25 protein-coding genes are annotated in these 24,824 nt (G+C 51.9%); 16 read left to right on the top strand and 9 right to left on the bottom strand.

The genetic code is table 11. The annotated features are described in order from the left end of the window. Window positions 1-204: 204 nt before the first annotated feature. From Q8O77_RS09570 to ygfZ, 6 genes are all read right to left on the bottom strand, one after another. Complete coding sequence (locus Q8O77_RS09570) at window positions 205-1,473, bottom strand: amidohydrolase (protein ID WP_305552642.1); 1,269 nt, start codon at window positions 1,471-1,473, stop codon at window positions 205-207. A 143-nt stretch (window positions 1,474-1,616) separates the two neighbouring features. Further along, window positions 1,617-1,952 (bottom strand): polymer-forming cytoskeletal protein, encoded by a 336-nt coding sequence (locus tag Q8O77_RS09575; protein WP_305552643.1) that lies wholly within the window; start codon window positions 1,950-1,952, stop codon window positions 1,617-1,619. Between the two features lie 8 nt (window positions 1,953-1,960). After that, window positions 1,961-2,911 carry a M23 family metallopeptidase gene (locus Q8O77_RS09580; RefSeq protein WP_305552644.1) on the bottom strand — a complete coding sequence of 317 codons (951 nt, stop codon included), beginning with the start codon at window positions 2,909-2,911 and terminating at the stop codon, window positions 1,961-1,963. Window positions 2,912-3,011: 100 nt separating this feature from the next. Next, window positions 3,012-4,025, bottom strand: coding sequence for a DUF2804 domain-containing protein (locus tag Q8O77_RS09585; RefSeq protein WP_305552645.1), 1,014 nt, complete (start codon window positions 4,023-4,025; stop codon window positions 3,012-3,014). A 49-nt stretch (window positions 4,026-4,074) separates the two neighbouring features. Continuing rightward, window positions 4,075-4,560, bottom strand: coding sequence for a peptidylprolyl isomerase (locus tag Q8O77_RS09590; RefSeq protein ID WP_305552646.1), 486 nt, complete (start codon window positions 4,558-4,560; stop codon window positions 4,075-4,077). A gap of 10 nt (window positions 4,561-4,570) precedes the next feature. After that, a complete protein-coding gene (ygfZ, locus tag Q8O77_RS09595; RefSeq protein ID WP_305552647.1) occupies window positions 4,571-5,584 on the bottom strand; it encodes a tRNA-modifying protein YgfZ in 1,014 nt (337 codons plus the stop codon). 93 nt (window positions 5,585-5,677) lie between these two features. On the opposite strand from ygfZ, the gene Q8O77_RS09600 reads away from it, so the two are divergent. Further along, the gene (locus Q8O77_RS09600) at window positions 5,678-5,929 is read left to right on the top strand and encodes a succinate dehydrogenase assembly factor 2 (protein ID WP_305552648.1); all 252 of its coding nucleotides are present in this window, start codon (window positions 5,678-5,680) and stop codon (window positions 5,927-5,929) included. Window positions 5,930-5,984: 55 nt separating this feature from the next. Beyond that, window positions 5,985-6,365, top strand: coding sequence for a protein YgfX (locus tag Q8O77_RS09605; protein WP_371133460.1), 381 nt, complete (start codon window positions 5,985-5,987; stop codon window positions 6,363-6,365). Window positions 6,366-6,371: 6 nt separating this feature from the next. Here Q8O77_RS09605 and nadB read toward each other — a convergent pair whose 3' ends face one another. Continuing rightward, on the bottom strand, window positions 6,372-7,970 hold the full coding sequence (nadB, locus tag Q8O77_RS09610; RefSeq protein WP_305552649.1) for an L-aspartate oxidase: 1,599 nt from the start codon (window positions 7,968-7,970) through the stop codon (window positions 6,372-6,374). 148 nt (window positions 7,971-8,118) lie between these two features. Here nadB and rpoE point away from each other — a divergent pair, with 148 nt between their 5' ends. The 11 genes from rpoE (at window position 8,119) to acpS (ending at window position 17,115) form a co-directional block, all read left to right on the top strand. Then, a complete protein-coding gene (rpoE, locus tag Q8O77_RS09615; protein ID WP_305552650.1) occupies window positions 8,119-8,694 on the top strand; it encodes an RNA polymerase sigma factor RpoE in 576 nt (191 codons plus the stop codon). 40 nt (window positions 8,695-8,734) lie between these two features. Continuing rightward, the gene (locus Q8O77_RS09620; RefSeq protein WP_305552651.1) at window positions 8,735-9,358 is read left to right on the top strand and encodes a sigma-E factor negative regulatory protein; all 624 of its coding nucleotides are present in this window, start codon (window positions 8,735-8,737) and stop codon (window positions 9,356-9,358) included. After that, a complete protein-coding gene (locus tag Q8O77_RS09625) occupies window positions 9,358-10,287 on the top strand; it encodes a MucB/RseB C-terminal domain-containing protein (protein ID WP_305552652.1) in 930 nt (309 codons plus the stop codon). Before Q8O77_RS09620 ends, Q8O77_RS09625 begins: the two co-directional genes overlap by 1 nt. Next, window positions 10,287-10,736, top strand: coding sequence for a SoxR reducing system RseC family protein (locus Q8O77_RS09630; protein WP_305552653.1), 450 nt, complete (start codon window positions 10,287-10,289; stop codon window positions 10,734-10,736). The genes Q8O77_RS09625 and Q8O77_RS09630 overlap by 1 nt, the downstream gene beginning before the upstream one ends. 186 nt (window positions 10,737-10,922) lie before the next feature. Further along, complete coding sequence (lepA, locus tag Q8O77_RS09635) at window positions 10,923-12,722, top strand: translation elongation factor 4 (RefSeq protein WP_305552654.1); 1,800 nt, start codon at window positions 10,923-10,925, stop codon at window positions 12,720-12,722. A 13-nt stretch (window positions 12,723-12,735) separates the two neighbouring features. Beyond that, window positions 12,736-13,659 carry a signal peptidase I gene (lepB, locus tag Q8O77_RS09640; protein ID WP_305552655.1) on the top strand — a complete coding sequence of 308 codons (924 nt, stop codon included), beginning with the start codon at window positions 12,736-12,738 and terminating at the stop codon, window positions 13,657-13,659. A gap of 32 nt (window positions 13,660-13,691) precedes the next feature. Beyond that, window positions 13,692-14,366: a ribonuclease III gene (gene rnc / locus Q8O77_RS09645; protein ID WP_305552656.1), complete on the top strand. Its 675-nt coding sequence runs from the start codon at window positions 13,692-13,694 to the stop codon at window positions 14,364-14,366. Next, window positions 14,356-15,264: a GTPase Era gene (era, locus tag Q8O77_RS09650; RefSeq protein ID WP_305552657.1), complete on the top strand. Its 909-nt coding sequence runs from the start codon at window positions 14,356-14,358 to the stop codon at window positions 15,262-15,264. Before rnc ends, era begins: the two co-directional genes overlap by 11 nt. An 8-nt stretch (window positions 15,265-15,272) precedes the next feature. Beyond that, window positions 15,273-15,956, top strand: a complete 684-nt coding sequence (gene recO, locus Q8O77_RS09655; protein ID WP_305552658.1) for a DNA repair protein RecO — start codon at window positions 15,273-15,275, stop codon at window positions 15,954-15,956. Window positions 15,957-15,984: 28 nt separating this feature from the next. Further along, window positions 15,985-16,719, top strand: coding sequence for a pyridoxine 5'-phosphate synthase (gene pdxJ / locus Q8O77_RS09660; protein ID WP_305552659.1), 735 nt, complete (start codon window positions 15,985-15,987; stop codon window positions 16,717-16,719). After that, complete coding sequence (gene acpS, locus Q8O77_RS09665; protein WP_305552660.1) at window positions 16,720-17,115, top strand: holo-ACP synthase; 396 nt, start codon at window positions 16,720-16,722, stop codon at window positions 17,113-17,115. A 19-nt stretch (window positions 17,116-17,134) separates the two neighbouring features. Here acpS and barA read toward each other — a convergent pair whose 3' ends face one another. Beyond that, the gene (gene barA / locus Q8O77_RS09670) at window positions 17,135-19,858 is read right to left on the bottom strand and encodes a two-component sensor histidine kinase BarA (protein ID WP_305552661.1); all 2,724 of its coding nucleotides are present in this window, start codon (window positions 19,856-19,858) and stop codon (window positions 17,135-17,137) included. 81 nt (window positions 19,859-19,939) lie between these two features. On the opposite strand from barA, the gene rlmD reads away from it, so the two are divergent. From rlmD to mazG, 3 genes are read left to right on the top strand one after another with little or no spacing between them, the layout of a single operon-like run. Then, window positions 19,940-21,262: a 23S rRNA (uracil(1939)-C(5))-methyltransferase RlmD gene (gene rlmD / locus Q8O77_RS09675; RefSeq protein ID WP_305552662.1), complete on the top strand. Its 1,323-nt coding sequence runs from the start codon at window positions 19,940-19,942 to the stop codon at window positions 21,260-21,262. A 19-nt stretch (window positions 21,263-21,281) separates the two neighbouring features. Further along, on the top strand, window positions 21,282-23,474 hold the full coding sequence (gene relA / locus Q8O77_RS09680; protein ID WP_305552663.1) for a GTP diphosphokinase: 2,193 nt from the start codon (window positions 21,282-21,284) through the stop codon (window positions 23,472-23,474). 30 nt (window positions 23,475-23,504) lie between these two features. Beyond that, window positions 23,505-24,302 carry a nucleoside triphosphate pyrophosphohydrolase gene (gene mazG / locus Q8O77_RS09685; protein WP_305552664.1) on the top strand — a complete coding sequence of 266 codons (798 nt, stop codon included), beginning with the start codon at window positions 23,505-23,507 and terminating at the stop codon, window positions 24,300-24,302. Between the two features lie 50 nt (window positions 24,303-24,352). On the opposite strand, the gene Q8O77_RS09690 is transcribed toward mazG, so the two are convergent. Then, window positions 24,353-24,718: an HPF/RaiA family ribosome-associated protein gene (locus Q8O77_RS09690; protein ID WP_305552665.1), complete on the bottom strand. Its 366-nt coding sequence runs from the start codon at window positions 24,716-24,718 to the stop codon at window positions 24,353-24,355. Window positions 24,719-24,824 lie beyond the last annotated feature (106 nt).

Raw genomic sequence — 24,824 nt, forward strand, 5'->3', positions numbered from 1 at the left:
CAGAACGGCGCGGCTTTGCATTAGTCTGATGGTGAAAAAAGCAGCTAAGCATGATGTAAGCTCCCGCTGCCACCGGTTTGTTCACGCTAACACGCCGTGAACCCTTCCATGGGGGCTCGATTCAGGCATCCATGCCTTCAACGGTTAGCTTAGAACAAACCGATTCTGCTCTGTTCCGATATAACCTGCGACATGCCTAAGAAATCATTGCTTTGGCATTAAATCCAGCAGGGCGATAACGGTGGCTTCCACGCCTTTGATCACAGCTGGCTCCGGGCTTATTTTAAACAACGGGCTGTGATGGCTGGGTACCGCCGGGCCACCGGCTTTCTCGGCTGCAAAAGCTTCTGCCGGGGTGCCGCCTACAGCAAAGTAGGTACTGGGGATATAGGGCTTAGTGGTAAAAAACGGGAAGTCTTCCGCGCCCATACCCAGGCGCTTGTAGTTCTCATCAAACACCGGCTGGCCCATATTGGCGGCCCAGGCCTTTTTCAGCCGTTGTGTCAGCGGAATATCATTCACTGTCGGTGGGGTAGGTTCATCGGTAATGCGCACTTCAGGTAATTTATCTTCCGGCAAACCGGCAGCGCGGCCAAGGTTTTCTGCTACCCGCTTAATAGCCGCGATTAAATATTCCCGCGTTTCCCAACTGTCGTTACGCACGGTAAGCTGTAAATGGGCTTTATCGGAAATAATATTGTGCTTGGTGCCGCTGTGAAAGGCGCCAACGGTGATCAGCGCCGGCTCTTTCGGTGCGATTTCGCGGCTGACAATAGTTTGTAGCGCCATGACAATTTGTGCGCCCAGCACTATAGGGTCTTTACCGCGGTGCGGGCTGGCACCATGGGCACCAACGCCATGCACAATAATATCGACGCTGTCGACGCCGGAGTAGGGCGAGCCTTCTACCGCGACAATTTTGCCGGCTTCAATTTCGGATGACACATGAAACGCCAGCGCATAGTCCGGCTGACCAAAGCGGCCCCAGATATTATCTGCCATCATGCCTTTAGCGCCGCCGACGCGCTCTTCGGCCGGCTGGCCCACCAGCATCAGGGTGCCGGACCACTTATCTTTCATCGCCGCCATGCGCCGCGCAGTACCCACCAAACTGGTAATGTGTACATCGTGGCCACAGGCATGCATTACATGCACGTCGTTACCATCCCAGTCGGTTTGTTTAGCTTTAGAGGCATAAGCCAGGCCGGATTTTTCCTCTACCGGCAGGCCGTCCATATCGGCGCGCATCATTACCAGCGGGCCGGGGCCGTTTTTCAGCATCGCCACTACCCCGGTTTTGCCTACACCTTCGGTAACGTCAAAGCCGGCGGCGCGCAGCTCTTTGGCCAGCCGTTTCGCGGTTTGGGTTTCCATATGTGACAATTCAGGGTTTTGGTGAAAATGCTTAAATAACGGTGCTAAATGCTGTTGGTAATCTTGCTGGATCGCGCTGGTTAAATCGGCAGCGGCCAAAGCAGTAAAACTGCTCAGGCTGAGTAAGCTAGCCAGAAGGTTTTTTTCATTGTTATGCTGCCATCAGGTTGCTGTGGAAAGTTTAAGCTAACCTGATACGGTAGAAAAAACCAGCCTTTGCGCCCGGTTGCACGGGCGGCAGGTTAACCGGTTTTGCCGGCTTCGGCTTTATTTTCCAGTGTTTTGGCCGGTTGTTCTTTGTCTTCTTTTGGCAGGCTGACAACATGCTCAGACGAGGTAGGCAGGGTTTTACCCAGGAAGCTACCGCCACGTTCTATGCTTAAGTCGTCACAGTGAATAATGCCGTGCGCCTTGCCTTGCGGCAAAATTTCCACGTTGTTAGCGTAACATTCACCGTCAAACAAGCCGTTAATAATGACTTTGTCGGCGGTGACTTCGCCTTTAATGCGGCCGGACGCACTGATGATCAGTGTTTTGTCGCTGACAATTTTGCCTTCAACGTAACCATCGACCTGCATATCGCAGCTTAGTCGGAGGTTGCCGTTAATTGAGCATCCTTGTGCGATGACAGTTGTAACTGTGTGCTTGCTTTGGTTTCCAGCATGCTTACTAAAGAGTGCCATTTAATGCTCCTTTCCTTTTCAAACACCAGATCGAAGTTAGTCGCATCCCAATCCATAAAACTTTGCGGATTAAGTGCCCGATCAAGGAAATGTACTTCGTAGTGTAAATGTGGTGCGGTTGATAAACCGGTATTGCCTGAGGTGGCAATTAATTCGCCTTTATGCACAAAGTGGCCACTTTTTACCTTGAACTCATCCAAATGCGCATACAGGGTAGAAAAACCAAAGGCATGGCGGATCTTGAGTAAATTGCCGTAACCGGCTTTGCTTGGCCGTATTACTTCAATAACACCGTCGGCCGGGGCATAAATGGGCGTGCCGCGGTTAGCTGATAAATCAACGCCTTTGTGATGCTGTTGTTTACCGACAATTGGGTGGCTACGCAAACCAAACCTGGACGAACGGCGGCTGAAGTCCAGCGGCGAGCCATTTGGTACCAGCTGTAACATGGCCTGGCGGGCAGACGAGTTCACCGAAGCGGTATCAAGACGGTTTTCTAAGTTTTGCGGGTATTGTTGCTCCAGCCCCAGCGCCAGCTCTATTTCGCCAACGCGGTTAATCACCTGCAGCATTTCATCTTGTTTAACGCCCAGCTCTTGTTCCAGTTGCAGTTTGCTGCTGGTCAGGCCGGCAATTTCGGCGCGCAGGCTGTTAGCGTGCTGTGATAACTGTGAGCGTTCATGCTGGCTTTTCTCTACGCTGCGCAGCAAATAGTCGATAACTGCAGCGGTGATTAACAGGCCAAACAGCGTTAACCACATAGCGATCACGGCGTTACGCTTAAACAGCTTACTGACATTAAAATGGCGGGTACCATTGATTGTCGAGACGGAAATGATAATACGATCTTTCATTCGGGCCGGGTACGCTCAATGGTTGGCAATTAAATAAGAGGGTAAAAATAGGGGGCTTTGGTGCTGGTGTCAAGAATTTACTGCCACTGCTAACAGGGTGTTACCACCTGGCAAAGTGATCTTCGGCCAGCCCGGGCACTTGATCCAAAATCAGTTTTTCACCATTTTGCAGCAGTATGCTGCCGGAAAAAAAGCCACAGTACTGGCGAAAATTACTGGCTAATATACCCAGATTCAGCCGCTCGCGCCGGCATTGTTGCGGTGTAAATTGCAAACAAACCTGTTGATCGGTACTGCTGAATTGCCAGGGTTGTGTTGGTTGTTGCCGGTTTAAGCCAATGCTGACCGGTGGTAATAATTGCAGGCGGCCATCCAGCCACAGGCAATTTTCCGTGGCGCCGGTTTCGTTTACACCGTTGGCCAGATTCAGGCCAAAACGGCCCTGTGGCAAGGTTGCGCTAATGCTGCCCCAGCGCCAACTGGTTTCGCGGCGCATATAGCCGGCGGAGAAATCATACCCGGCCAGCGCCGTGCTTAAATCCAGCGCAGTACCGCGGTAATGCAGTTCACCACTAAGGGCTAAAGCATTATGTTTTTGGGTATAGGTCCAACCGTTGTAACCGGTGGGGGTGCACAGGGCTATAGGTTGGGCATTTTCGCCGCCATGCAGCATCAGGTTGCCGCTTAGCAATTCACCTTGCAGTGTTAACTGCCAGTTGTAGCCTTTTGGTGTCAGGCAAATATGTTGTTTTCCGTTTATCCGCGCGCTGCCGGCCACCGGGGTGTTGCTCATCTGTACGCCGAGGCTGAACGGTTTTAGCAGGCTGATTTCATCCAGCTGCTGTGTACTGCGCTGGTAGAAGTAGCAAAAAGCACTGGCGGCATAGCGGATATCGGCTATTGCTACACCTATTTGCCAGTCGGCATGGCTGATACTGACAAACTGAAACTGTTTATAGTGCAGATATTTCGCCAGCGCAGAGGCGGGCCTATCCATCACGTTGTAATAGGTAAACTGTGCCAGGTTCAGCCGGGTGACCGGGCTGGCAAAATAGCCAAAGCGTGGCAAGCCATCGGTGCCAAGCAGGTTGTTTTCGGGTGGTGCAGATAGCATCAGGCGGAATAAGGCCGGCCTGTGCAGGCCGGCACTTGTTCACAACAGATTAATGGCCGGCATGGCCGTCAATGCCATGCACATGGCCGTGCGCCAGCTCTTCTTCGGTGGCGTCGCGTACCAGGATAACTTCAACATCAAAGCTAAGATCAATACCGGACAACGGGTGGTTACCATCTACCACCACTTCTTCCTCTGTTACTTCCAGCACGATAACGGACTGCTCGCGGCCATCAGGGCCGGCCGCGCGAAAGCGCATACCTACGGCTACATCCATGCCTTCAAACATCGATTTTGGTACAGCCTGTGTCAGCGCATCATGGCGCTCGCCATAGGCTTCGGCGGCAGCAATATCGGCTTTAAATTTATCGCCGCTGCTTTTACCGGCTAAGGCTTGTTCTAAACCCGGAATTAATGAACCGTGGCCAAATAAGAAGACTAAAGGCTCGCCGCCCACCGAAGTATCCAGTTCGTTACCTTGTTGGTCGGTAACGGTGTAGTGCATGGCGACAACTTTGTCCTGAGAAATGGTCATGAAAACCTCTTTAATTAATCGAATAAGGTAACGGCAATAAGCTAAGTGCCGGTGCACTGTCGCTGCTAAGCCGTAACGAGTCTGCCGGTGTTGTGTCGTTGGGTAATACAGCAATTAACCATAAGTGGTTATTAATATTCACTGCATTGACAACCTGGCCGCTCCGGCGCCAGTTCTCACCTAATTGTACTTCTATATCAGTTCCGGCGGCGGGTAATTCGTCTGTCTGCGCCGTCAGAATATAAGCTGCTCTTTTGTTGCCACCGCGGTATTTCAACCTGGCGACCGTTTCCTGGCCGATATAACAGCCCTTGGTAAAGCTGATGGCATCGAGCGCTTGTAAGTTAAGCATTTGTGGCACAAAGGCGCCAATTAATGTCTGCTCCAGATAACTGAAACCGTGTTGAATATGTTGTGCCAACCATAGCGTGGGCGCGGCAAACGGCAATTTTTGCTGCATTAATTGCTGCGCATCCGGTTGCGCCATTAGTAACATAAAATGGTCGCTGGCTAAACCAAGCAGCATAGCATGGGGCTGGCGGCTTACTGCACCCGGCATGGGCAAACTGAAACCCAGTTGGCTAATCAATTGTGCACAGTTGTTGCCACCGATACCAAACACCGCATAGCGCTGCTGGCCGGGGGTAAAACTGACTTTGGAGAACACACCAAACTTTTTCCACTGCTCAGCCGAGGCGTTTAACTCGTCGCGAAAGGCCAACACAACCAACTGTTCGCCATCACTGACTAAATGAAACTGCGACCACATTTTACCTTTGGCATCACAATGGGCACCACGCAAAAAGTTATCTGTGCCCAGCAGGTCCAGATCGCAGGTGGTTTGGCCCTGCAGATATTTACGGTTGTCAGCTCCGCTGACTAACAAGGTTTCAAATGCCGGCAGGGGGGCAATAAAAGCGCCCTGAACCTGAGTGGATAATTGCGCGTATTGTTCTGCGGTTAACCAGGATGTATGCATAATAAGGTAGTGTGTCGCTGCGCTGACCATGAATGTTGCTATCATTGGGGGAAAGCGGCAAAAGCTCAACCCCGCAGGCAGAAATTTGTTAGAATCAGCGCTAAATCGAGCCGGAGTAACCGGTAAATTAAGGTAACTATGACAGAATTAATGATAAAACCGCGCTTACGCTGGGCCTGCCGGCGTGGCATGTTAGAGCTGGATATATTGCTGGCGCCCTTTGTTGAACAAGGCTACGACGCACTTAGCCTGCAGCAGAAGCAGGATTTTGAACGTTTGCTGGCATGTGACGATCCGGATTTATTCTCCTGGTTTATGGGCCATGCCAAATCTGCCGACCCGGCGTTGCAGGCGCTGGTACAGCTGATTCTGGACCGTGTCCGCGTATAATATTGCGCTTAAGCCGTCGCGCTGTTGCCAACAAGGTTTAGTGGCTTTTGCGCTTATGCCGGCATTCGTGTTGGCACTCACGCCGCTGCCAATGCTGTGGTGGGCAGGTGTTGTGCCCTTGCTGGCGGGGTTTTATTGGCTGTGTTATGGCCAGTGGCAAGCATTGCAGCACAGTGCTGCCCTTGCACTGCAGGCAGACGGACAGTTGCGCTGGTTTGGTACAGCGCTGCCGCCCGGTAAGCTGAGCGATGCCGGCTTAATCAGTCAGCATGCTATTCGCTTATGTTGGCGTGCTGAAGCCGATAAACGCCATTATCAGCGCTGGATTTTTGCTGACCAATGCCCCGAAGCTGATTTCAGGGCTCTGGCACGGGTAATTAATCAGCGTAACTGGCAATCTGCAGCGGCTGATACCACTACCCCTCCCGGCGCCTGACGCGGCCTAAGGCGTAAGCACTGTTGGGGTGCTGTCCGGCGCTGATTCGGGATAATCCAGGTTATAATGCAGGCCGCGGCTTTCTTTACGCTGCATGGCACAGCGGATAATCAGCTCAGACACCTGCACCAGATTACGCAACTCCAGCAAATGGTGGCTGACACGGAAATGACTGTAATATTCGTGAATTTCGCGCTGCAGTAACTCCACGCGGTGCAGCGCACGCTCCAGCCGTTTATTGGTGCGCACTATGCCAACGTAATCCCACATAAACAGCCGCAATTCGTGCCAGTTATGCGTAATAACCACTTCCTCGTCTGAGTCACTGACACGGCTGTCATCCCACGGCGGTAACAACGGCAGCTCACTGGCCGGATCCAGCTGCGCCAAAATATGTTTGGCAGCGGCCTGAGCAAACACCACACACTCCAGCAGAGAATTACTGGCCATACGGTTGGCGCCATGTAAGCCGGTATAAGCGACTTCGCCTATTGCATATAAGTTGCTGATATCGGTTTGGCCGTTCATATTGGTCATTACGCCGCCACAGGTATAGTGGGCGGCCGGCACCACCGGAATGGGCTGGCGGGTAATATCAATGCCGACACTTAAACATTTGGCATAAATAGTCGGGAAGTGCTCAATAATAAAGTCTTTTGCCTTGTGGCTGATATCCAGATAAACGCAGTTGGCACCCAGGCGCTTCATTTCATAATCGATAGCCCGGGCGACAATGTCGCGCGGCGCTAATTCGGCGCGCTCGTCAAAATCCGGCATAAAACGGCTGCCGTCCGGCCGCTTTAAATAAGCACCTTCACCGCGCATGGCTTCGGTTATCAGGAAATTCGGCGCGTCCGGATGGTACAAACTGGTAGGGTGAAACTGGTTAAATTCCATATTGGCAACGCGGCAGCCTGCGCGCCAGGCCATGGCAATGCCGTCACCGCTGGCAACATCCGGGTTGCTGGTATACAGATACACCTTACTGGCACCACCGGTAGCCAGCGCCACAAAGCGGGCGCGCACCAGCTCTACTTTGGCGGCATCTTTATTCCAGACATAGGCGCCGTAGCAATGCTTGGGATCTTTGCCGATTTTGCGGCCGTTGATTAAATCTATCGCGTTGTAGTTTTCCAACAAGCGGATATTCGGGTGCGCTTTTACTTTATCGACCAGGGTAATTTGTACCGCCTGACCAGTGGCGTCGGCGGCATGTAAAATGCGTCTGTGGCTGTGGCCGCCTTCGCGGGTCAGGTGATACTTAAGGCTGCCGTCTTCATCTTTGTATTGATCAAAGGGTACGCCCTGGGCAATCAGCCATTCCATCGCGGTTTTGGCATTACCGGCAGTAAACTGCACGGCGGCTTCTTCACACAAGCCGGCGCCGGCAATCAGCGTATCGTCAACATGCGAGGCAATACTGTCGCTTTCATCGAACACCGCAGCAATGCCGCCCTGAGCATACAGGGTCGAACCTTCGCGCAGCGGGCCTTTACTTAACACCAGCACCTTGGCGCTGTCGGCCAATTGCAATGCCAGCGACAAGCCTGCGGCACCACTGCCAATAATTAAAACGTCACAGAGATATTCTTTTGCTTGCGTCATGCGATACACTTGCCGTCAGTCAATGTCCGGCTATTGTAGCTTTTTTGCCACATTTAGCAGAACTATTTCTGGCAGTTACGGTCATACCAGCACGCTAGACCAGCGCCAGTTAGCATAACGATTAGTATTACAGGGGATTAGCTCGAACATGAGCGAGCAAGAATTGGACTGGCAGATTGTCCAGCGTGTACAACAAGGCGATAAAGCGGCGTTTAATGTATTGGTGCGAAAATATCAGCACCGTATCGCGAACTTAATTTCCCGTTATGTCTCTAACCACGGAGACGTAGCCGATGTGGCGCAGGAAGCCTTTATTAAAGCGTATCGGGCTATTCCCGGTTTTCGCGGCGAAAGTGCATTTTATACCTGGCTGTATCGGATAGCGGTAAACAGTGCAAAAAACTATCTGGTTGCCAATGGCCGTAAACCGCCGGCTACAGATGTTGATGCTGAAGACGCGGAATATTTTGACGGCAGCGATGCGTTAAAAGAACAGGATTCACCGGAAAGGCTATTGTTATCCGATGAAATCCGTAACGTGGTGTTCAGCACCATTGAAAAATTACCGGACGAGCTGCGCACTGCTATTACGCTGCGTGAACTCGAAGGGTTAAGTTATGAAGAAATTGCGGACGTAATGGCCTGCCCAATCGGCACCGTCAGAAGCCGTATTTTCAGAGCGCGTGAAGCAATTGATTTGCAGCTTAAGCCATTAATAAGCTAGCAATCAGGGCACAAACCAGTAATTTAAGACAGGAAACATTATGTCGTCAGAACATCAGGATTGGCTCTCTGCTGCCAGTGACAACCAGCAACTGAGCGCGCAACAGCTCGACAGTTTGCTGCAAGATACTGAGCTGCAACACAAGCTTGAACGATACCATACGATTGGTGCTGTGCTGCGTCGTGAGCCGCAAAGCGCGCTGAGTGTAAATTTTGCTGATGATTTTGCTGCGAAACTGGCGGATGAACCGCAGTATCGCTTACAGAGCAACCGTGGTTTAGTGCGCCGGATTAAATCTGGTTTAAGCTACGCGGCTAACGGCCGTTGGCTGCAACCGGTAGCGCAAGGTGCTGTCGCAGCCGGTGTAGCGTTAATGGCGGTGTTTGGTATGCAGCAATATCAGCAGTCGCCACAACAAGATAATTTGTCGCCGCTGCCGCTGTTACAAACTCAGCCGGTGGCCGGTTTTGCTACCCCGGTAAGTTTAAGCCAGACTACAGTGGAAGATCGCTTTGCCGAGCAAGAGCAACAAGCCATGCTGGAACAGCAAAAGCGCTTGCAAGCCTTGCTTAATGCCCACCGCCAGCAAGTGCGGGTGATGGAGCAGGCGCAGCAAGCCAGCAACGACACTAAAGACAGCGGAACAGCAAACGACGGGCAATAATGATGCGATTCTCTGGCTTATGCAGTGCCATTGTACTGGTAGTAGTGTCAGGCGTGGCGCAAGCCGCGCAAGAGGGTTGGGCGCTGTTTGACAAAGTGCAACACGCCGTTAAGCAGTATAATTTCGATACTTCCTTTGTGGTACTAAAAGGCGGTAACGCCGATACCTATCGCTGGATCCACGGTGTTAAAGACCAGCAGGAAATAGAACATTTAATTCCGCTTGATACCAACGGCGTGGATATTCTGCGCCGTAATGCCCTGGTGTATTACCTGCTAACCGACAAACCGGCTTTTGTTACTCACGGTAACAGTATTCCGGAGTTGCCGGCCTTATTGTTTGAAGATAAAGCCACCATTACGCAATTGTATAATGCCGTTGCCGGCAGTAGCTCAGTGATGTCCGGCCGCAGTGCACAATTATTGCGCTTAACGGCAAAAGAGGGCGGGCGTTATCATTACTGGCTGTGGTTGGATGCTGAAACCGGTTTTCCGCTGCGTATCGATACCTTATCGGCACAGCAAAATGCGCTGGAGCGCTGGCTGGTTACCCATATGCAAATTTCTGCAGAATTTCCGGAAACTCTGCAAGCAGTGTTAGTGGCGGAGTTGCCTGAGCCGGCAACGGTTACTGCTCAGACTGTACCTGTATCGGCACATAAACTTACCTGGCTGCCACAAGGTTACCACCAGGTAGAGGAACCGGCAGAATTCCCGCAACTGGCTGACAGCCTGCTGAGTTATTGGTTGCTGAGTGATGGCTTGCATCAGGTTTCGGTATTTGTGCAAGACAGCAACCGTCTGCCAACCCAGGCCTTTCGTGATGGCGCTACCACTATTTATGTGCAGACAGAAGAGCAACTGGAGATCACCGTTATCGGCCCGGTAAGTATTGAAACGGCGCGTCAGCTGGCCGCGGCGGTGCGCTGATGGTAGAGGAAATTGCGACTGTGGTCAGTGTTGATAGCGGCGGCGTGTGGTTAAGCACCACGCCGGTAGCCAGTTGCAATGCCTGTAATGTCAGTGATGATTGCGGTACCGGCATTGTGGCTAAAACTATGACACCACGACAACAGCGCTTTTTTGTTGCCACCTCACTGGCATTGTTGCCCGGTGAGCAGGTAAAAATTGGTATGCAGGAACATAACCTTATTATGGCGGCGGTTATGGTGTATTTGCTGCCGTTATTGTTGCTGTTAGCCAGCGCTGTGCTGGCCGGTTTGGCAGGTTTAGCCGAAGGCTGGGTAATACTTGCTGCCCTGGCCGGTGTAACCGCAGGCTTTCTGTTGGCACGCCGCTATGGCCGCTTGCAGCAAAGCACAGAGCACATCAGTATCCTTGAAGTGCTGCCACAGCTTGGGCTGCAACGCCTCATCTAAACGCTTTGACTTAAACCCGGCCTGCCGGCAATCCCCGCGTTGCGATGAATAACACATAGCAAGCTGACGTGGGATAGAGTACAATTCGCGCTAATTTATCGGAATAACCCGCGTTAGCGCAGGAGGTTGTGGCTTAGCAGCTATAAGTTTTCAACCTTGCGTTACGCCTACAGTTTTGCGGACAACATGCCTAAACTTAATCACATCAGAAACTTTTCTATCATTGCCCATATCGACCATGGTAAATCAACGCTGTCTGATCGCTTAATCCAGTATTGTGGTGGTTTATCTGATCGTGAAATGCAGCAACAGGTGCTGGACTCGATGGATCTCGAGCGTGAGCGCGGTATTACCATTAAAGCGCAAAGTGTAACGCTGTATTATCCGGCTGACGACGGCAATACCTACCAGCTGAACTTTATCGACACCCCTGGCCACGTTGACTTTACCTATGAAGTAAGCCGTTCACTGGCCGCCTGTGAAGGTGCACTGTTAGTGGTGGACGCCGGCCAGGGCGTAGAAGCGCAAACCGTAGCAAACTGCTATACCGCACTGGAAATGAATTTAGAAGTACTGCCGGTACTGAACAAAATTGACCTGCCGCAGGCCGAACCGGACCGTGTAGCAGAAGAAATAGAAGACATCATCGGCATTGAAGCCATAGGTGCAGTGCAGTGCTCGGCCAAAACCGGGCTGGGCATTAAAGATGTGCTGGAAACCATTGTGAAGAAAATCCCGCCACCGGAAGGTGAGCCGGAACAACCGACCCAGGCACTGATAATCGATTCATGGTTCGATGCCTATCAGGGCGTGGTATCACTGGTGCGGGTAAAACACGGCAGCATTAAAGCCAAAGACAAAATTAAAGTTATGTCGACCGGCCAGAGCTACGAAGTAGACAAAGTGGGCGTATTCAGCCCCAAAGCCACTAATACCGGCGAGTTAAAAACCGGCGAAGTAGGCTTTGTGATCGCCGGTATTAAAGAAATTAAAGGCGCGCCGGTAGGCGATACGTTAACACTGGCAAAAAACAGTGCGGAAAAACCGCTACCGGGCTTTAAACGTATTAAACCGCAGGTATATGCCGGGGTGTTCCCGGTGTCCAGTGACGATTACGAAGATTTCCGTGATGCACTGGCCAAACTAAGCCTGAATGATTCATCGTTGTTTTATGAACCGGAAAACTCCGGCGCCCTGGGTTTTGGTTTCCGTATCGGTTTCCTTGGCATGCTACACATGGAAATTATTCAGGAACGCCTGGAGCGTGAGTACGACCTGGATTTGATCACCACTGCACCGACAGTAGTGTATGAAGTGCTGAAGAAAAACGGTGAAACCGTGATGGTAGACAATCCCAGTGCCTTACCTGCGGTAAATGATATTGACGAAATTCGTGAGCCTATTGTTGAAGCGCATATCCTGGTGCCGCAAGAATATTTGGGTAACGTTATTACCCTGTGTATTGAAAAGCGCGGTGTGCAGGTAAACATGAGCTATCACGGCCGTCAGGTTGCGGTGGTGTATGAGCTGCCAATGGCCGAAGTTGTAATGGACTTTTTCGATCGGTTAAAGTCAACCAGCCGCGGTTATGCCTCACTGGATTACAGCTTCAAGCGCTTTCAAACCTCGAATATGCAGCGGGTAGATATTTTGATTAACGGTGAGCGCGTTGATGCGTTGGCCATTATCAGCCATATCGATTTTGCTCAGGGCCGCGGCCGGCAGCTGGCAGAAAAACTAAAAGAGCTGATCCCGCGGCAGATGTTCGATATAGCCATTCAGGCGGCTATCGGCAACCACGTGATTGCCCGTACCACCATTAAGCAGATGCGTAAAAACGTACTGGCAAAATGTTATGGCGGTGATATCAGCCGGAAGAAAAAACTGCTGCAAAAGCAGAAAGATGGTAAAAAACGGATGAAGCAGGTAGGTAATGTGGAAGTACCACAGGAAGCCTTCCTTGCCATTCTGAAAGTCGGTAAATAATTAAGGGATCTTCATGGCAGGTTACTTTGCAATTTTTCTGGTGCTGCTGACACTTGCCAGCGGTTTGGTGTGGTTACTGGATGCGTTGGTGTTAGCGCCAAAACGGCAACAACGCTTGGTGCTGGCGCAAACCTCCGCCGGTGGCGACTTACCTGCTAATGTGGGTGAAGAGCTGGTTAAAGAGCCGCAACTGGTAGAAACGGCAAAGTCGATTTTCCCGGTGATAGCGCTGATCACTATCTTCCGCTCCTTTATTTATGAGCCGTTTCAAATTCCGTCCGGTTCAATGATGCCTACCTTGCTGGTGGGCGATTTTATCCTGGTCGAGAAGTTCTCCTACGACGTTAAAGACCCGGTATGGCGCAAAACGCTGTACAGCAACAATAAACCGCAGCGCGGTGATGTGGCGGTGTTTAAATATCCTGAGCAGCCCACGGTAGACTACATTAAACGTGTTATCGGCTTGCCGGGCGACCGGATTATTTACCGCAATAAACAGCTGTTTATTGAAAAAGCCTGTGACGGTGGCGATGCTGCCAGCTGTGGCAAACTGGAAATGGTGGCGCTGCAGTTGCAAAACGAAGGTGAGTTTTATCAGGACCAGTATCCGCAGCGGCGTTATACCGAACAGTTAGGCGAAGTATCGCACGATATTTTGCAAACTCCGGCGCGGCGCGAACATACCGAGTTTTTCTTTAAACAACGCGGCACCGCCATTGATGAGTTTGTTGTGCCGGACGGTCACTATTTTGTGCTGGGTGATAACCGCGATAACAGCCGTGATGGTCGCTTTTGGGGCTTTGTGCCGGAGCACAACATGGTAGGCAAAGCGGTGTTTATCTGGATGAGCTTTGAATTTAATGAGGATCCAAACAGCTGGTTACCCGGCTGGATCCCAACCGGAGTGCGCTTTGACCGCCTTGGTGCTATTCACTAAGCCGGCACAGCGTTCACCGTTAAGAGACAGACATGCAAAAATCGTTAAAACCGCTGCAAGCCCGATTGGGCTATCAGTTTCAACAAGAGGCGCTGCTGGAGCAAGCCGTTACCCATCGCAGTTGTAAAGGCCAGCACAATGAACGGCTGGAGTTTCTCGGCGATGCGGTGCTCAGCTTAGTTATCGCTGAAACCCTGTACGAACACTTCCCTAAAGCGCGCGAAGGCGATCTAACCCGGATGCGGGCGGCACTGGTAAAGGGCGTAACCCTGGCTGAAATTGCCCAGGAGCTGCAGTTATCTGAGCACCTGCGGTTGGGCCCGGGTGAGCTGAAAAGCGGCGGCTTTCGCCGTGAGTCTATTTTAGCCGACGCGGTAGAAGCCATTTTAGGTGCTATTTATCTGGATGCCGGTATGGCGGCGTGCAAAGAGCGCATTCTGCTGTGGTTTGGCTCCCGGCTGAATACCATTATGCCCGGCGAGCAGAAAGACTCAAAAACCCTGTTGCAGGAATACCTGCAGGGGCTACGCTTAGCCTTGCCGGTATATGACGTTATCGCCACTGTGGGCGAAGCGCATCAGCAAACCTTTACCGTGCGTTGTACTATCGCCGGCATGACACCTTTTACCGCCACCGGCAGTTCACGCCGCAAGGCAGAGCAGGACGCCGCTCATATGGCGCTGGAAAAAATTAAGCATGACAAGTAACGACACAACACCGACCTATGCTGCCTTAGTGGCGATAGTGGGCCGGCCCAACGTGGGTAAATCAACCTTACTGAATAAGCTGGTAGGGCAGAAGGTAAGCATCACCTCGAAAAAGCCGCAAACCACCCGCCACCGCATTGTTGGTATCGACACCCGTGACAATTATCAAACAGTGTATGTCGACACGCCGGGCTTACATATTGAAGAAAAGCGCGCCATTAACCGGTTGATGAACAAAGCTGCGGCCAGCTCGATTCTGGACGTGGAGTTTGTGTTGTTTGTGGTGGAAGGCACCCGCTGGACCGATGACGACCAAATGGTGTTGAACCGGTTAATAGCGTCAAAGAAGCCGGTAATATTGGTGGTGAACAAGGTTGATTTATACCGCGATAAAGACACCTTGCTGCCGCATTTACAATGGCTTGGCAGCCAACTGAATTTTATTGATGTGGTGCCGTTGTCTGCGGAAACCGGCGACAACGTGGAAGCGCTGCGCACTGTAGTGCAAAAGCATTTACCACCGTGCGAGTTTTTCTTTCCCGATGATTATGTTACCGACCGCTCAATGCGCTTTATGGCTGCAGAAATTGTGCGGGAAAAGTTAATGCGCTTTTTAGGTGACGAGTTACCGTACTCGGTAACAGTAGAGATTGAGCGCTTTAAGTGGGAAGAGAAACACTACCACATAGCGGCGCTGGTGCTGGTAGAGCGCGAAAGCCAAAAGCGCATGGTTATCGGCAATAAAGGCGAGCGGATAAAAACCATTGCTACCGAGGCACGTATTGATATGGCCTCTATGCTGGAGCAGCCGGTATTTTTGCAGGTTTGGGTTAAGGTTAAATCGGGCTGGGCTGACGATGAGCGCGCGCTGCGCAGTTTAGGCTACGGCGACGATTAAGGCGGCCTATGCACGCTGAGCTATGGCCCGGGTTTATTTTGCACAGCCGTCAGTTGGGTGAAGACAAGCTGATTTTGCAGCTGTTACTGCCTGAGCTGGGCCGGTTATCGGCGGTGGTACGTAAACGCCAGGGCAAACAACGTTTGGCGCTGCAGCCGTTTCAGCAGTTTAGCTTACAGTTAACCGGGCGGAATGAGCTTAAAACGGTAAAAAGTATTGATGAAGCGGCACCGGCCTTTATGTTCAGTGGCAAGGTGCTGTACAGCGGCATGTATTTAAATGAGCTGGTATGCCGCTTATGGCCGGATAATCTGGCAGCAGAGCAGTTATTTGCCGTATATCTGCATAGCCTGCAGCAGCTAAGCCTGGTGCAGCAGGGCAGCGCAGAGCTGGAACCGTGTTTACGCGAGTTTGAATTTGCGCTGTTAACTGAGCTCGGCCAGCCGATAGACTGGCAGCACGATGCGCTTGGCAATGCTATCAGCAGCAACAGCTGCTATCAGTGGCAAACCGAATTGGGCTTTGTACCTGCTGTAAAAGGTTACAGTGGCGAGCAGCTGTTACATATCGGGCTGGGTCAGTGGCACAATGCCGACGTCAGGCGCTGCGCCAAGCAACTGAGCCGCCAACTGCTGGCACCTTTGCTGGGCAGTAAACCTTTAGCCAGCCGCGCGTTATTTGCAGCAGAATAATATTTAATTTTGTCATCCGGAGTCAGGCATGCACAACCCTATTTTTCTTGGCGTTAATATTGATCACGTAGCAACGTTGCGCCAGGCGCGCGGCACTTATTACCCGGAGCCGGTGCATGCCGCCTTGTTGGCTGAACAAGCCGGAGCCGACGGTATTACCGTGCATTTGCGCGAAGACCGCCGCCATATTATTGATCGCGATGTGTTTGTGCTGCGCCAAACCATTGCTACCAGGCTGAATTTTGAAATGGCGGTTACCGATGAAATGCTGGCCATCGCCACTGAGCTAAAACCGCATTTTGCCTGTTTTGTGCCGGAAAAACGCCAGGAGTTAACCACCGAAGGCGGCTTGGAAGTAGCGGGGCAACTCAGCCGTATTACCGATGCGGTAACGCAAATGCGTCAGCAGAATATTTTGGTATCACTGTTTATTGATGCCGACAAGCGCCAGATTGAAGCCGCCGCCAAAGCCGGTGCGCCCTATATTGAAATTCATACCGGTAAGTACGCTGAAAGTACCGACAGCGCTGAACAAGCAGCTGAGTTAAAGCGGATCAGTGATGCTGCCGCTTTTGCTGCGTCGCTGGGCTTAATTGTTAATGCCGGCCATGGTTTGCATTATCACAATGTGCAACCAATAGCCGCCATACCACAGATGTACGAGCTGAATATCGGCCATGCCATCGTGGCACGTGCTGTGTTCAGCGGCCTGGACGCCGCCGTGCGTGAGATGAAGCGTTTAATGGTAGAGGCGCGCCGCTAAATGGCCATTGTAGGTCTTGGTACCGATATTGTTGAAATTGCCCGCATAGAGCAAAGCCTGGCGCGCAGCCCTGGCCTGGTTAAGCGGGTGCTTACGTTAGCTGAGCAAACGATTTATCAAGACCATGCGGAGAAACAGCCGGCGATAGCCGCGCGTTATTTTGCCAAACGTTTTGCCGCCAAAGAAGCGGCGGCCAAAGCGCTGGGCACCGGCATCGGCCGCGGCGTATCCTTTCAACATATCAGTGTCAGCAACAATGCTGTGGGGGCACCACAACTGGCACTGAGCGATTATGCTGCCGAGTTGGCCTCAAGCCTGGGGGTGAACCATATTTGGTTATCGATCAGCGACGAGCAGGCCTATGCTGCCGCTACGGTAATTCTCGAGCGGCAATAGCCGCCGCCTGGCAAGCTGGTTACCATTTCGGCCAATGCTGGCTTTCCTGCCATAGCGCCTGTAATACATCATCCAGCTCCAGCAATTCCGGCTCCAGCTCTGCCGGTGTTTTACCTTGCTTAAGTTGGGTTTCCAGCAGTTCCGCCAGATTTTTCAGTGCCGGCACCCCGGTATAGCAGCAGGCACCGTGCAACTTATGGATTTGTTGCAGCAGCTGCTCGTGATCATGCGTCACCAGCGCCTGTTGAATAGCGGCGCGGGTTGAGGTAATACCCGCCACCAGCATTTGCAGCATGTCGGTCATCAGGCTGCATTTACCGCCGGCTCTTTCCATTGCCAGGGCCCAATCTACCAGTTTGCTGGCCGGCCAGTTATTGGCCAGGCCCTGCAACTTGGTGGCCGGGCAAAACTCCTGCAAGCTACAGTGCAGCATGCTTTCATCCAGCGGTTTACTTAAAAACTCATTAAAGCCCAGCGTTAACAGCCTGGCGCGCTCGCCGTCCACGGCATGAGCAGTAACGGCAATCACCGGCGTGTGCTCGTTCAGCGAGCTTTGCCGGATGCGTTGGCAGGCGGTTACGCCGTCCATCACCGGCATATTAATGTCCATAAAAATAATGTCATAGGCGTGCTGGGTGGCTTTGTGCCAGGCTTCCGCACCGTCGCGGGCCGAATCTATATGTTCAACGTACTCGGCCAGTAAGGTATTTATCAGCTTCAGGTTAGCGTCGTTGTCATCTACCGTCAGTACCTTCAGGCTGGCATTTTTCGGCGTGCTGTTGTGCTCAACTACCTGCTGTTGCTGTACATAGGGTTGTGCCAGCGTCATCGCCAGTTTACGCAAATGCGGCGGCTTGGACAGGCAGGCATCAGCACCGGAGCTGAGCAAGGTTTCGCGCAAGTGCGGCGATAGGGTATTCACCAACAGGCAAGTGTGGTGGCACTGCTGCTTTACCTGGCGAATTAACGCGGTAACCTGATTAACCTGGTTAATGGCGATAGTGCGGCCAATCAGGCCGATGTCGTAATGTTGTTGGTGTGCCAGCGCTTGTTGTAACTGGCCTTTGGTGGCGCAGGCGGTAACCTGCATGCCCCAGCTGTGCAACAAGCTTAGCGTAGCCTCACGTGAGTGTTGCTGTGGCTCAAAGTACAGAATTTGCTTGTTTTCCAACAACTCCAGCGGCAGGCTGTCGGCAACAGATAGCTGATGGCGCTGACATCTGATGGTAAACCAGAAGGTGGAGCCTTCGGACGGCTTGCTTTCAAAGCCAATATTGCCACCCATCGCCTGCACCAAACGCTGTGAAATCATCAAACCCAGTCCGGAGCCGGACTGATGGCTGCGCTGTTCGTTAGTGCTAAAGCCCTGAAACAGCACATGCTGCTGCTCTTCACTGATGCCGCGGCCGGTATCCTGTACCGAGCAGTGCAGGATCAGCTGATCTTCGTTCAGTAAGCTGGCCGATACGCGGATAACAATGCTGCCGTGATCGGTAAACTTAATCGCATTGCCGGCAATATTCATCAGTACCTGGGCAAAACGTGCCGGGTCGGCTATTAAATCGTCCGGGCAGCCCGGTTCCACCATTAACACCAGCTCCAGATGCTTATCAAAGGCATTGGCGGCCAACAGTTCGGTGGCGTCGTTTAATAAGTCGCGCAGCGAAAACGGCTCGGGGTTGATCGATAAGCGGCCTTCTTCCAACCGGGAGAAATCCAGCACGTCATTGACCAGATGCAACAGGCTGTTGGCCGATTTTTGAATAGTGGTTAAGTAATCATGCTGGCTGCTGGACAGCCGTGTTTTCAGCAGTTGCCGCGTAAAACCAATCACGCCGTTCAGTGGTGTGCGCAGCTCGTGACTCATTTTAGCGAGGAACTCCGATTTCTGCCGGTTTTCTTCCAGCGCTTTGCGCCTGGCAAAATCGAGTTGAATATTGTGTACTTCCAGCTGCTCCATGCTTTGCTGCAGATCACTGGTAACCTGTTCAATTTGCTGTTGTACTTCCTGATCATGATGCGCCAGGTGCTCACCCAGCCGGTTTAAATCCTGTTGTAACAGTGCCAGCTCGCGCACTATACCCGGCACACCGGCTGTTGGTGTCTGGCCGTTTAACAACTGCTGCAACTGGTGTTGCATAGCGCGCAGCGGCCGGTGCAGCCGGCGCAGCAAATACAGCGTGGGTACTATTACGGCCAGCAGGCACAGCAACACCAGTAGGGCAATGTGCAGCAGCAGGGTTTGCTGTTGCAGGCGCAGCTGCGCTTTGGGTAATTGCAATACCAGGTAGCCACTGCTGCCGGTCATGCTGCCGTCAGCCTGCGCCAGACTGCTAAGCAATGGTTGATAGACTACGGCGGTATAGCTGCCGGCAACAACTAAACCGGTAGCAGGTAAGCTGCCGGGATCCGGCAGCGATAAACTGCTGGAAAACTGCTGCGGGTTGCTGCTCAGCACTGCCTCGTTTTGTGCGTTAAACAGCGTAATGTTGCTCAGCAAGGGGGAATTTAACCGGTGTGTACTGTCGACGAGTTGCTGCAGCGCCGCGTGATTTTGCCGGCTGAGTAAGTCTTCGGCACTTATAGCCAAAGGCAGGGCAATATGGCGTGCCCGCTCGGTTAAAGAAAGTGCTAACTCCTGATAGCGAACATAGCTAAAATAGCCGGCGCAGAATACACTTACCAGCAGCGCCGGTAGCAGGCTGCACAGTAATAACCAGGAACGCAAACCAATTTTCGTCATTGATACAGGCAAAGAAGTGATAATTGTTGTGCTGATAATGACATATCAGGCCGCACTTGCCTATAACCCGATAGAGAACCCATGCTTAACCTTTATAAAGCCAAACCGAAAACCAGCTTAACCGGTAAAACACTGACATTTAGCATTGATAGCAGTGACTACGAAGTGCATGGCATCAGCAAACATGAGCAAAAAATTGCTTTTATCAGTGGTGCACTACCGGGCGAAAGGGTGCAGGCAAAGGTTGCGGAAGATAAAGCAGGTTACCTCAAAGCGCTAAGCACTAAGGTGTTGCAAGCCTCAGCATTGCGCATTGCACCGCCTTGTCAGTATGCGGCGCAATGTGGTGGTTGTCAGTTACAGCATATCAGCGCAGCTAACCAGCGCGAGTTAAAGCAGCAGGGCATTGATAAGCTGATTTGTCATCAAACCGGTTTAACGTCTTTGCCGTGGCAGCCGATGCTAACAGCAGCCGGCAGTGGTTATCGCCGCCGTGCACGGATTGGCATCTGGTATGATAAAAAGCAGCGCCGGTTTAGTGTTGGCTTCAGGCAGCATGCCGATAAACAGATTGTTGCTGTTGACAGCTGCATGGTGTTATCGCCGCTGTTAGCACCGGTATTTGCGGCATTAAACCAAGCCTTGCCGCAATTAAAAGATGCCACAGCGGTAACCCATGCCGAAGTGTTAGAGGCCGGCGGTACCGCCTTTGTTATAGTGCGGCATGTTAAACCGCTGACACAAGCTGAGCAGCAGGGCTTTGTTGCCGCCTGGCCTGAAGCAATATGGCTGGGCGAAGCGACGGCCGGCGAGTTTAGTTACTGGAATACTACAATAACACCGCAGTACCGGCTGGCAGAGCAACAGCTGACGTTGCAATTTTCGCCGGACGATTTTATTCAGGTAAATGCCGCTATAAACCAGCAGATGGTGACGCAGGCATTGGACTGGCTGCAGCCTGGCAGTAATGACACTGTGCTGGATTTATACGCCGGCATCGGCAATTTTAGCCTGGCGCTGGCGCAGCGCGCCAAAACAGTGCATGCACTGGAAGGCGTGGCTAAAATGGTGCAACAACTGGCAACCAATGCTAAGTTAAACGGTCTTAGCAACGTGGAAGCCTGGCAGGCCGATTTACATCTGGCGTGGCCAAAAGCGCGCTGGAATAAAGCAGAATATACCAAGGTGCTGTTGGATCCGGCCCGCGCCGGCGCGCAGGGGGCGGTAGAGCAAATTGTAAAGCTAAAACCGGCACAGATATTGTACGTGTCGTGCAATGCGGCCACCTTCGCCCGTGATGCCAAAGTATTGCTGCAAAGCGGCTATAGCTTGGAAAAGATCTGTGGTGTTGATATGTTTGCCCACACCAGTCATCTGGAATTAATGGCGTTGTTCAGCCGGTAGTAAAAAGAGGGAACAGCACATGGTAAGGGTTCGCCAGTCGCACAGCACTGATTACAACAGTGGTGAAACGCTGGAATGGTTATGCTCACTGGGGCTGACAGAGAAAAAGATCAGCAGCTTAATGGCCGCAGCAGAGTGGCTGAAACAGCATCAGCTGGTAGAGCCGGAGCCTGCAGTGCGCACCGGTTGGGAAATGGTCGAAATTCTGGCCGACCTGCGCATGGACAGCGACTCATTGCTGGCCGCGCTGTTTTTTCCACAACTTGAAGCCGGGTTACTCAGCCTGGAACAGTTAGAACCGGCATTTCCGGCCAATGTGCTGGTGATGTTGCGTGCTGTGCAGCAAATGGAAGCTATCCGCACTATTCCTACCGGGCCAAATCAAAGTGTTAACCCGCAGCAGGCCGACAATCTGCGGCGTATGCTACTGGCGATGGTAGAAGATGTGCGCGCTGTGGTAATTAAACTGGCAGCACAAATTTGTTACCTGCGTGAAGTGAAAAACGCCGACGAAGAAACCCGGGTACTGGCCGCCAAAGAAACCAATGCCATTTTTGCCCCGCTGGCAAACCGGCTCGGTATCGGCCAGCTGAAATGGGAGCTGGAAGACTTAGCCTTTCGTTACCTGCACCCGCAACTGTATAAGCAAATTGCCGGTTTGCTCGAAGAGCGCCGGCTGGACCGTGAGCAGTATATGCAGGATTTTGTCGCCTCAGTGCGGCAGAAAATGGCAGATGCCAATTTGGCGGTAGAAGTGTACGGCCGGCCAAAGCATATCTTCAGTATCTGGAAAAAAATGCAGAAAAAACAGCTGGCATTTGATCAGCTGTACGATATCCGCGCGGTGCGCATTATTACCGAGCGGGTGCAGGATTGTTATGGTGCCTTAGGTATAGTGCACACCGGCTGGCGCCATTTGCCGAAAGAATTTGATGACTATATCGCCACGCCAAAGCAAAACGGCTACCAGTCTATTCATACCGTGGTGTTGGGGCCGCAGGGCCGGCCTGTGGAGATACAGATCCGCACGCGGCAGATGCATGAAGACTCGGAGCTTGGTGTGGCGGCACACTGGCGCTACAAAGAAGGTGCAGTAAACGCCAAAGATGGCGCCAACGATGAAAAAATCGGCTGGCTGCGTAAGTTACTGCAATGGCAGGAAGATGTGGTCGACAGCAGTGATTTAGCCGAAGAGCTGCGCAACCAGGTGATTGAAGACCGTGTTTACGTCTTTACCCCCAAAGGCGATATTGTTGATTTACCGATGGGCTCCACGCCGCTGGATTTTGCTTATTATGTGCATTCTAATGTCGGTCATCGTTGTATCGGTGCCAAGGTGTCCGGCCGTATTGTGCCCTTTACCTACCAGATGAAAACCGGCGATCAGGTTGAGATTTTGACCGGCCGCGAACCTAACCCCAGCCGTGATTGGCTAAACCCGCATTTGGGTTACTTAAAATCCAGCCGCGCCCGTTCAAAAGTGCAGTATTGGTTTCGCCTGCAAGACCGCGATAAAAACCTGGCTGCCGGCAAAGAGCTGCTTGATACCGAACTGACACGGCTGAACCTGGTGATGGAATATCCGGCTAAGGTACTGACGCGGTTTAACGTTAACAGTATGGACGAGCTGCTGGTGGGCATTGGCGGCGGTGAAATTAAAGTCACCCAAGTGGTGCATTTTATTCAAAGCCAGTATGTAAAAGATGAACCGGAAATTGACCCGCGTTTAATTACCAAACCGTTGCCCTCTACCAAAGCGAAAAGCGATGTTGTGGTGCAGGGCGTGGGTAACCTGCTGACCCATATGGCTGGTTGCTGCCATCCGCTGCCGGGCGATGCCATTATCGGCTACATTACCCAGGGCCGTGGTATTGCTATTCACCGTGATGACTGCGACCAGTTTAAAACCCTGCAGGACAGCCACCCCGAGCGGGTGGTAGATGCCACCTGGGGCGATAAATACGCCTCCGGTTACGAGGTAGATATCCGTATTATTGCGCACGATCGCAACGGCTTATTGCGGGACATCACCAGCATTTTGGCCAACGAAAAAGCCAACGTTACCAAGATGAGCAGCAGCTCGGATATTAAAGCGCAAACCGCGGTAATTAATATGACGATGGAGCTGTATAACCTCGACTCGCTTAATAAGTTATTAAGCAAAATCAGCCAGATAGATGATGTGGTTGAAGCCAAGCGCTTCCATCATTAATCCGTAACAGTTAAAATATAAAGGATTAGCGTGTCAGATAATATAACCCGACTGCTGGGCATTATGAGCCGCTTGCGCGACCCGCAAAGCGGCTGCCCGTGGGATTTAAAACAAAGTTACGCCACTATAGTACCGTATACTCTGGAAGAGGCATATGAAGTAGCCGACGCCATAGCGCGTGAGAGCTTTGACGAGTTAAAAGATGAACTGGGCGATTTACTGTTTCAGGTGGTGTTTTACGCCCAAATCGCCAAAGAAGAAGGCCGCTTTGAATTTGATGATTGCGTCGCGGCGATTTGCGACAAACTGGAGCGGCGCCATCCGCACGTTTTTTCTGACAAAGCTGTTGGTAGTATTAGCGTCGTGGATGCCCTCAATACCGATACGGTACTGCAAAACTGGGAAGCACTAAAAAGTAACGAGCGTAAAGATAACGGCCAGCACAGTGTGTTGGATAATGTTCCGCAGGCAATGCCGGCATTAAGCCGCGCTTACAAGCTGCAAAAACGCTGTGCTAATGTCGGTTTTGACTGGCCCAATGTTGAAGGCTGCTGGGATAAAGTAAAAGAAGAAATCCTCGAAGTAGAGCAAACCCAAGCCGGTAGTGAAGAATTGGCCGAAGAGCTGGGCGATTTAATGTTCGCCCTGGTTAACGTGGTGCGTAAACATAAGCTGGACCCGGAAGCGGTGCTGCGCGCCGCCAACAGTAAATTCGAACGCCGCTTTCGCGCTGTTGAGCACGCTCTTGCAGAGCAGGGCAAAAGCCCGCAGCAATCTAACTTAGATGAAATGGAAGCGCTGTGGCAGCAGGTAAAGAAAAAAGCATAATAAAAGGGCGCAGCTGATAGCCTGGTGCTGCGCCCCTATTTAGTTAAACGTTAACTTACTTCGTCCGGCTGAACAAATTCGGCGTTGGTCGTCCGGACATGTTTATCGCGTAACTTACCCACTACCGAGCTTAGCTTACGCTGCATTTTGTCAGCGGCGCCGGTTATCGCCTGGCCAACAGTGGCGGCATGCTCGGTTATGGCAACCGGATCTAAGCCTTCAAAGCGGGCTTCCAACAGGCAGCGTTTGTCATTGCCATCGTTTTTCTGCTGGCCATTTTCGTCACTTAAATGCACTTCAACCCGGGTTAGATGATCGGCAAAACGGCTAAGTTTAGTTTGCAGTGTATCGCGGATAAATTCAGCTAAGCGCTCGTCTGACGGGATATGACGGTCTGTATGAACTTGAATTTGCATAGGCTACTCCTGTGGTTGACTCTGTGGCGGGATACATAACTTACAGACCCCGCCGGTGTCGAATGGTTTCCATCTGCTACTACTTATCTGGAGACTGTGAGCGTTA

The sequence above is a fragment of the Rheinheimera sp. genome (assembly GCF_030690345.1).
Taxonomy (GTDB): Bacteria; Pseudomonadota; Gammaproteobacteria; order Enterobacterales; family Alteromonadaceae; genus Alishewanella.

Coding starts and splice junctions, on each gene's coding strand:
- recO (WP_305552658.1), top strand. CDS start 15,273: ATGCACGCTGAGCTATGGCCCGGGTTTATTTTGCACAGCCGTCAGTTG.
- era (WP_305552657.1), top strand. CDS start 14,356: ATGACAAGTAACGACACAACACCGACCTATGCTGCCTTAGTGGCGATA.
- pdxJ (WP_305552659.1), top strand. CDS start 15,985: ATGCACAACCCTATTTTTCTTGGCGTTAATATTGATCACGTAGCAACG.
- rnc (WP_305552656.1), top strand. CDS start 13,692: ATGCAAAAATCGTTAAAACCGCTGCAAGCCCGATTGGGCTATCAGTTT.
- Q8O77_RS09575 (WP_305552643.1), bottom strand. CDS start 1,952: ATGCAGGTCGATGGTTACGTTGAAGGCAAAATTGTCAGCGACAAAACA.
- Q8O77_RS09600 (WP_305552648.1), top strand. CDS start 5,678: ATGACAGAATTAATGATAAAACCGCGCTTACGCTGGGCCTGCCGGCGT.
- Q8O77_RS09580 (WP_305552644.1), bottom strand. CDS start 2,911: ATGAAAGATCGTATTATCATTTCCGTCTCGACAATCAATGGTACCCGC.
- rpoE (WP_305552650.1), top strand. CDS start 8,119: ATGAGCGAGCAAGAATTGGACTGGCAGATTGTCCAGCGTGTACAACAA.
- Q8O77_RS09605 (WP_371133460.1), top strand. CDS start 5,985: ATGCCGGCATTCGTGTTGGCACTCACGCCGCTGCCAATGCTGTGGTGG.
- lepB (WP_305552655.1), top strand. CDS start 12,736: ATGGCAGGTTACTTTGCAATTTTTCTGGTGCTGCTGACACTTGCCAGC.
- relA (WP_305552663.1), top strand. CDS start 21,282: ATGGTAAGGGTTCGCCAGTCGCACAGCACTGATTACAACAGTGGTGAA.
- Q8O77_RS09630 (WP_305552653.1), top strand. CDS start 10,287: ATGGTAGAGGAAATTGCGACTGTGGTCAGTGTTGATAGCGGCGGCGTG.
- acpS (WP_305552660.1), top strand. CDS start 16,720: ATGGCCATTGTAGGTCTTGGTACCGATATTGTTGAAATTGCCCGCATA.
- rlmD (WP_305552662.1), top strand. CDS start 19,940: ATGCTTAACCTTTATAAAGCCAAACCGAAAACCAGCTTAACCGGTAAA.
- Q8O77_RS09625 (WP_305552652.1), top strand. CDS start 9,358: ATGATGCGATTCTCTGGCTTATGCAGTGCCATTGTACTGGTAGTAGTG.
- Q8O77_RS09620 (WP_305552651.1), top strand. CDS start 8,735: ATGTCGTCAGAACATCAGGATTGGCTCTCTGCTGCCAGTGACAACCAG.
- Q8O77_RS09585 (WP_305552645.1), bottom strand. CDS start 4,025: ATGCTATCTGCACCACCCGAAAACAACCTGCTTGGCACCGATGGCTTG.
- barA (WP_305552661.1), bottom strand. CDS start 19,858: ATGACGAAAATTGGTTTGCGTTCCTGGTTATTACTGTGCAGCCTGCTA.
- nadB (WP_305552649.1), bottom strand. CDS start 7,970: ATGACGCAAGCAAAAGAATATCTCTGTGACGTTTTAATTATTGGCAGT.
- ygfZ (WP_305552647.1), bottom strand. CDS start 5,584: ATGATAGCAACATTCATGGTCAGCGCAGCGACACACTACCTTATTATG.
- lepA (WP_305552654.1), top strand. CDS start 10,923: ATGCCTAAACTTAATCACATCAGAAACTTTTCTATCATTGCCCATATC.
- Q8O77_RS09590 (WP_305552646.1), bottom strand. CDS start 4,560: ATGACCATTTCTCAGGACAAAGTTGTCGCCATGCACTACACCGTTACC.
- Q8O77_RS09690 (WP_305552665.1), bottom strand. CDS start 24,718: ATGCAAATTCAAGTTCATACAGACCGTCATATCCCGTCAGACGAGCGC.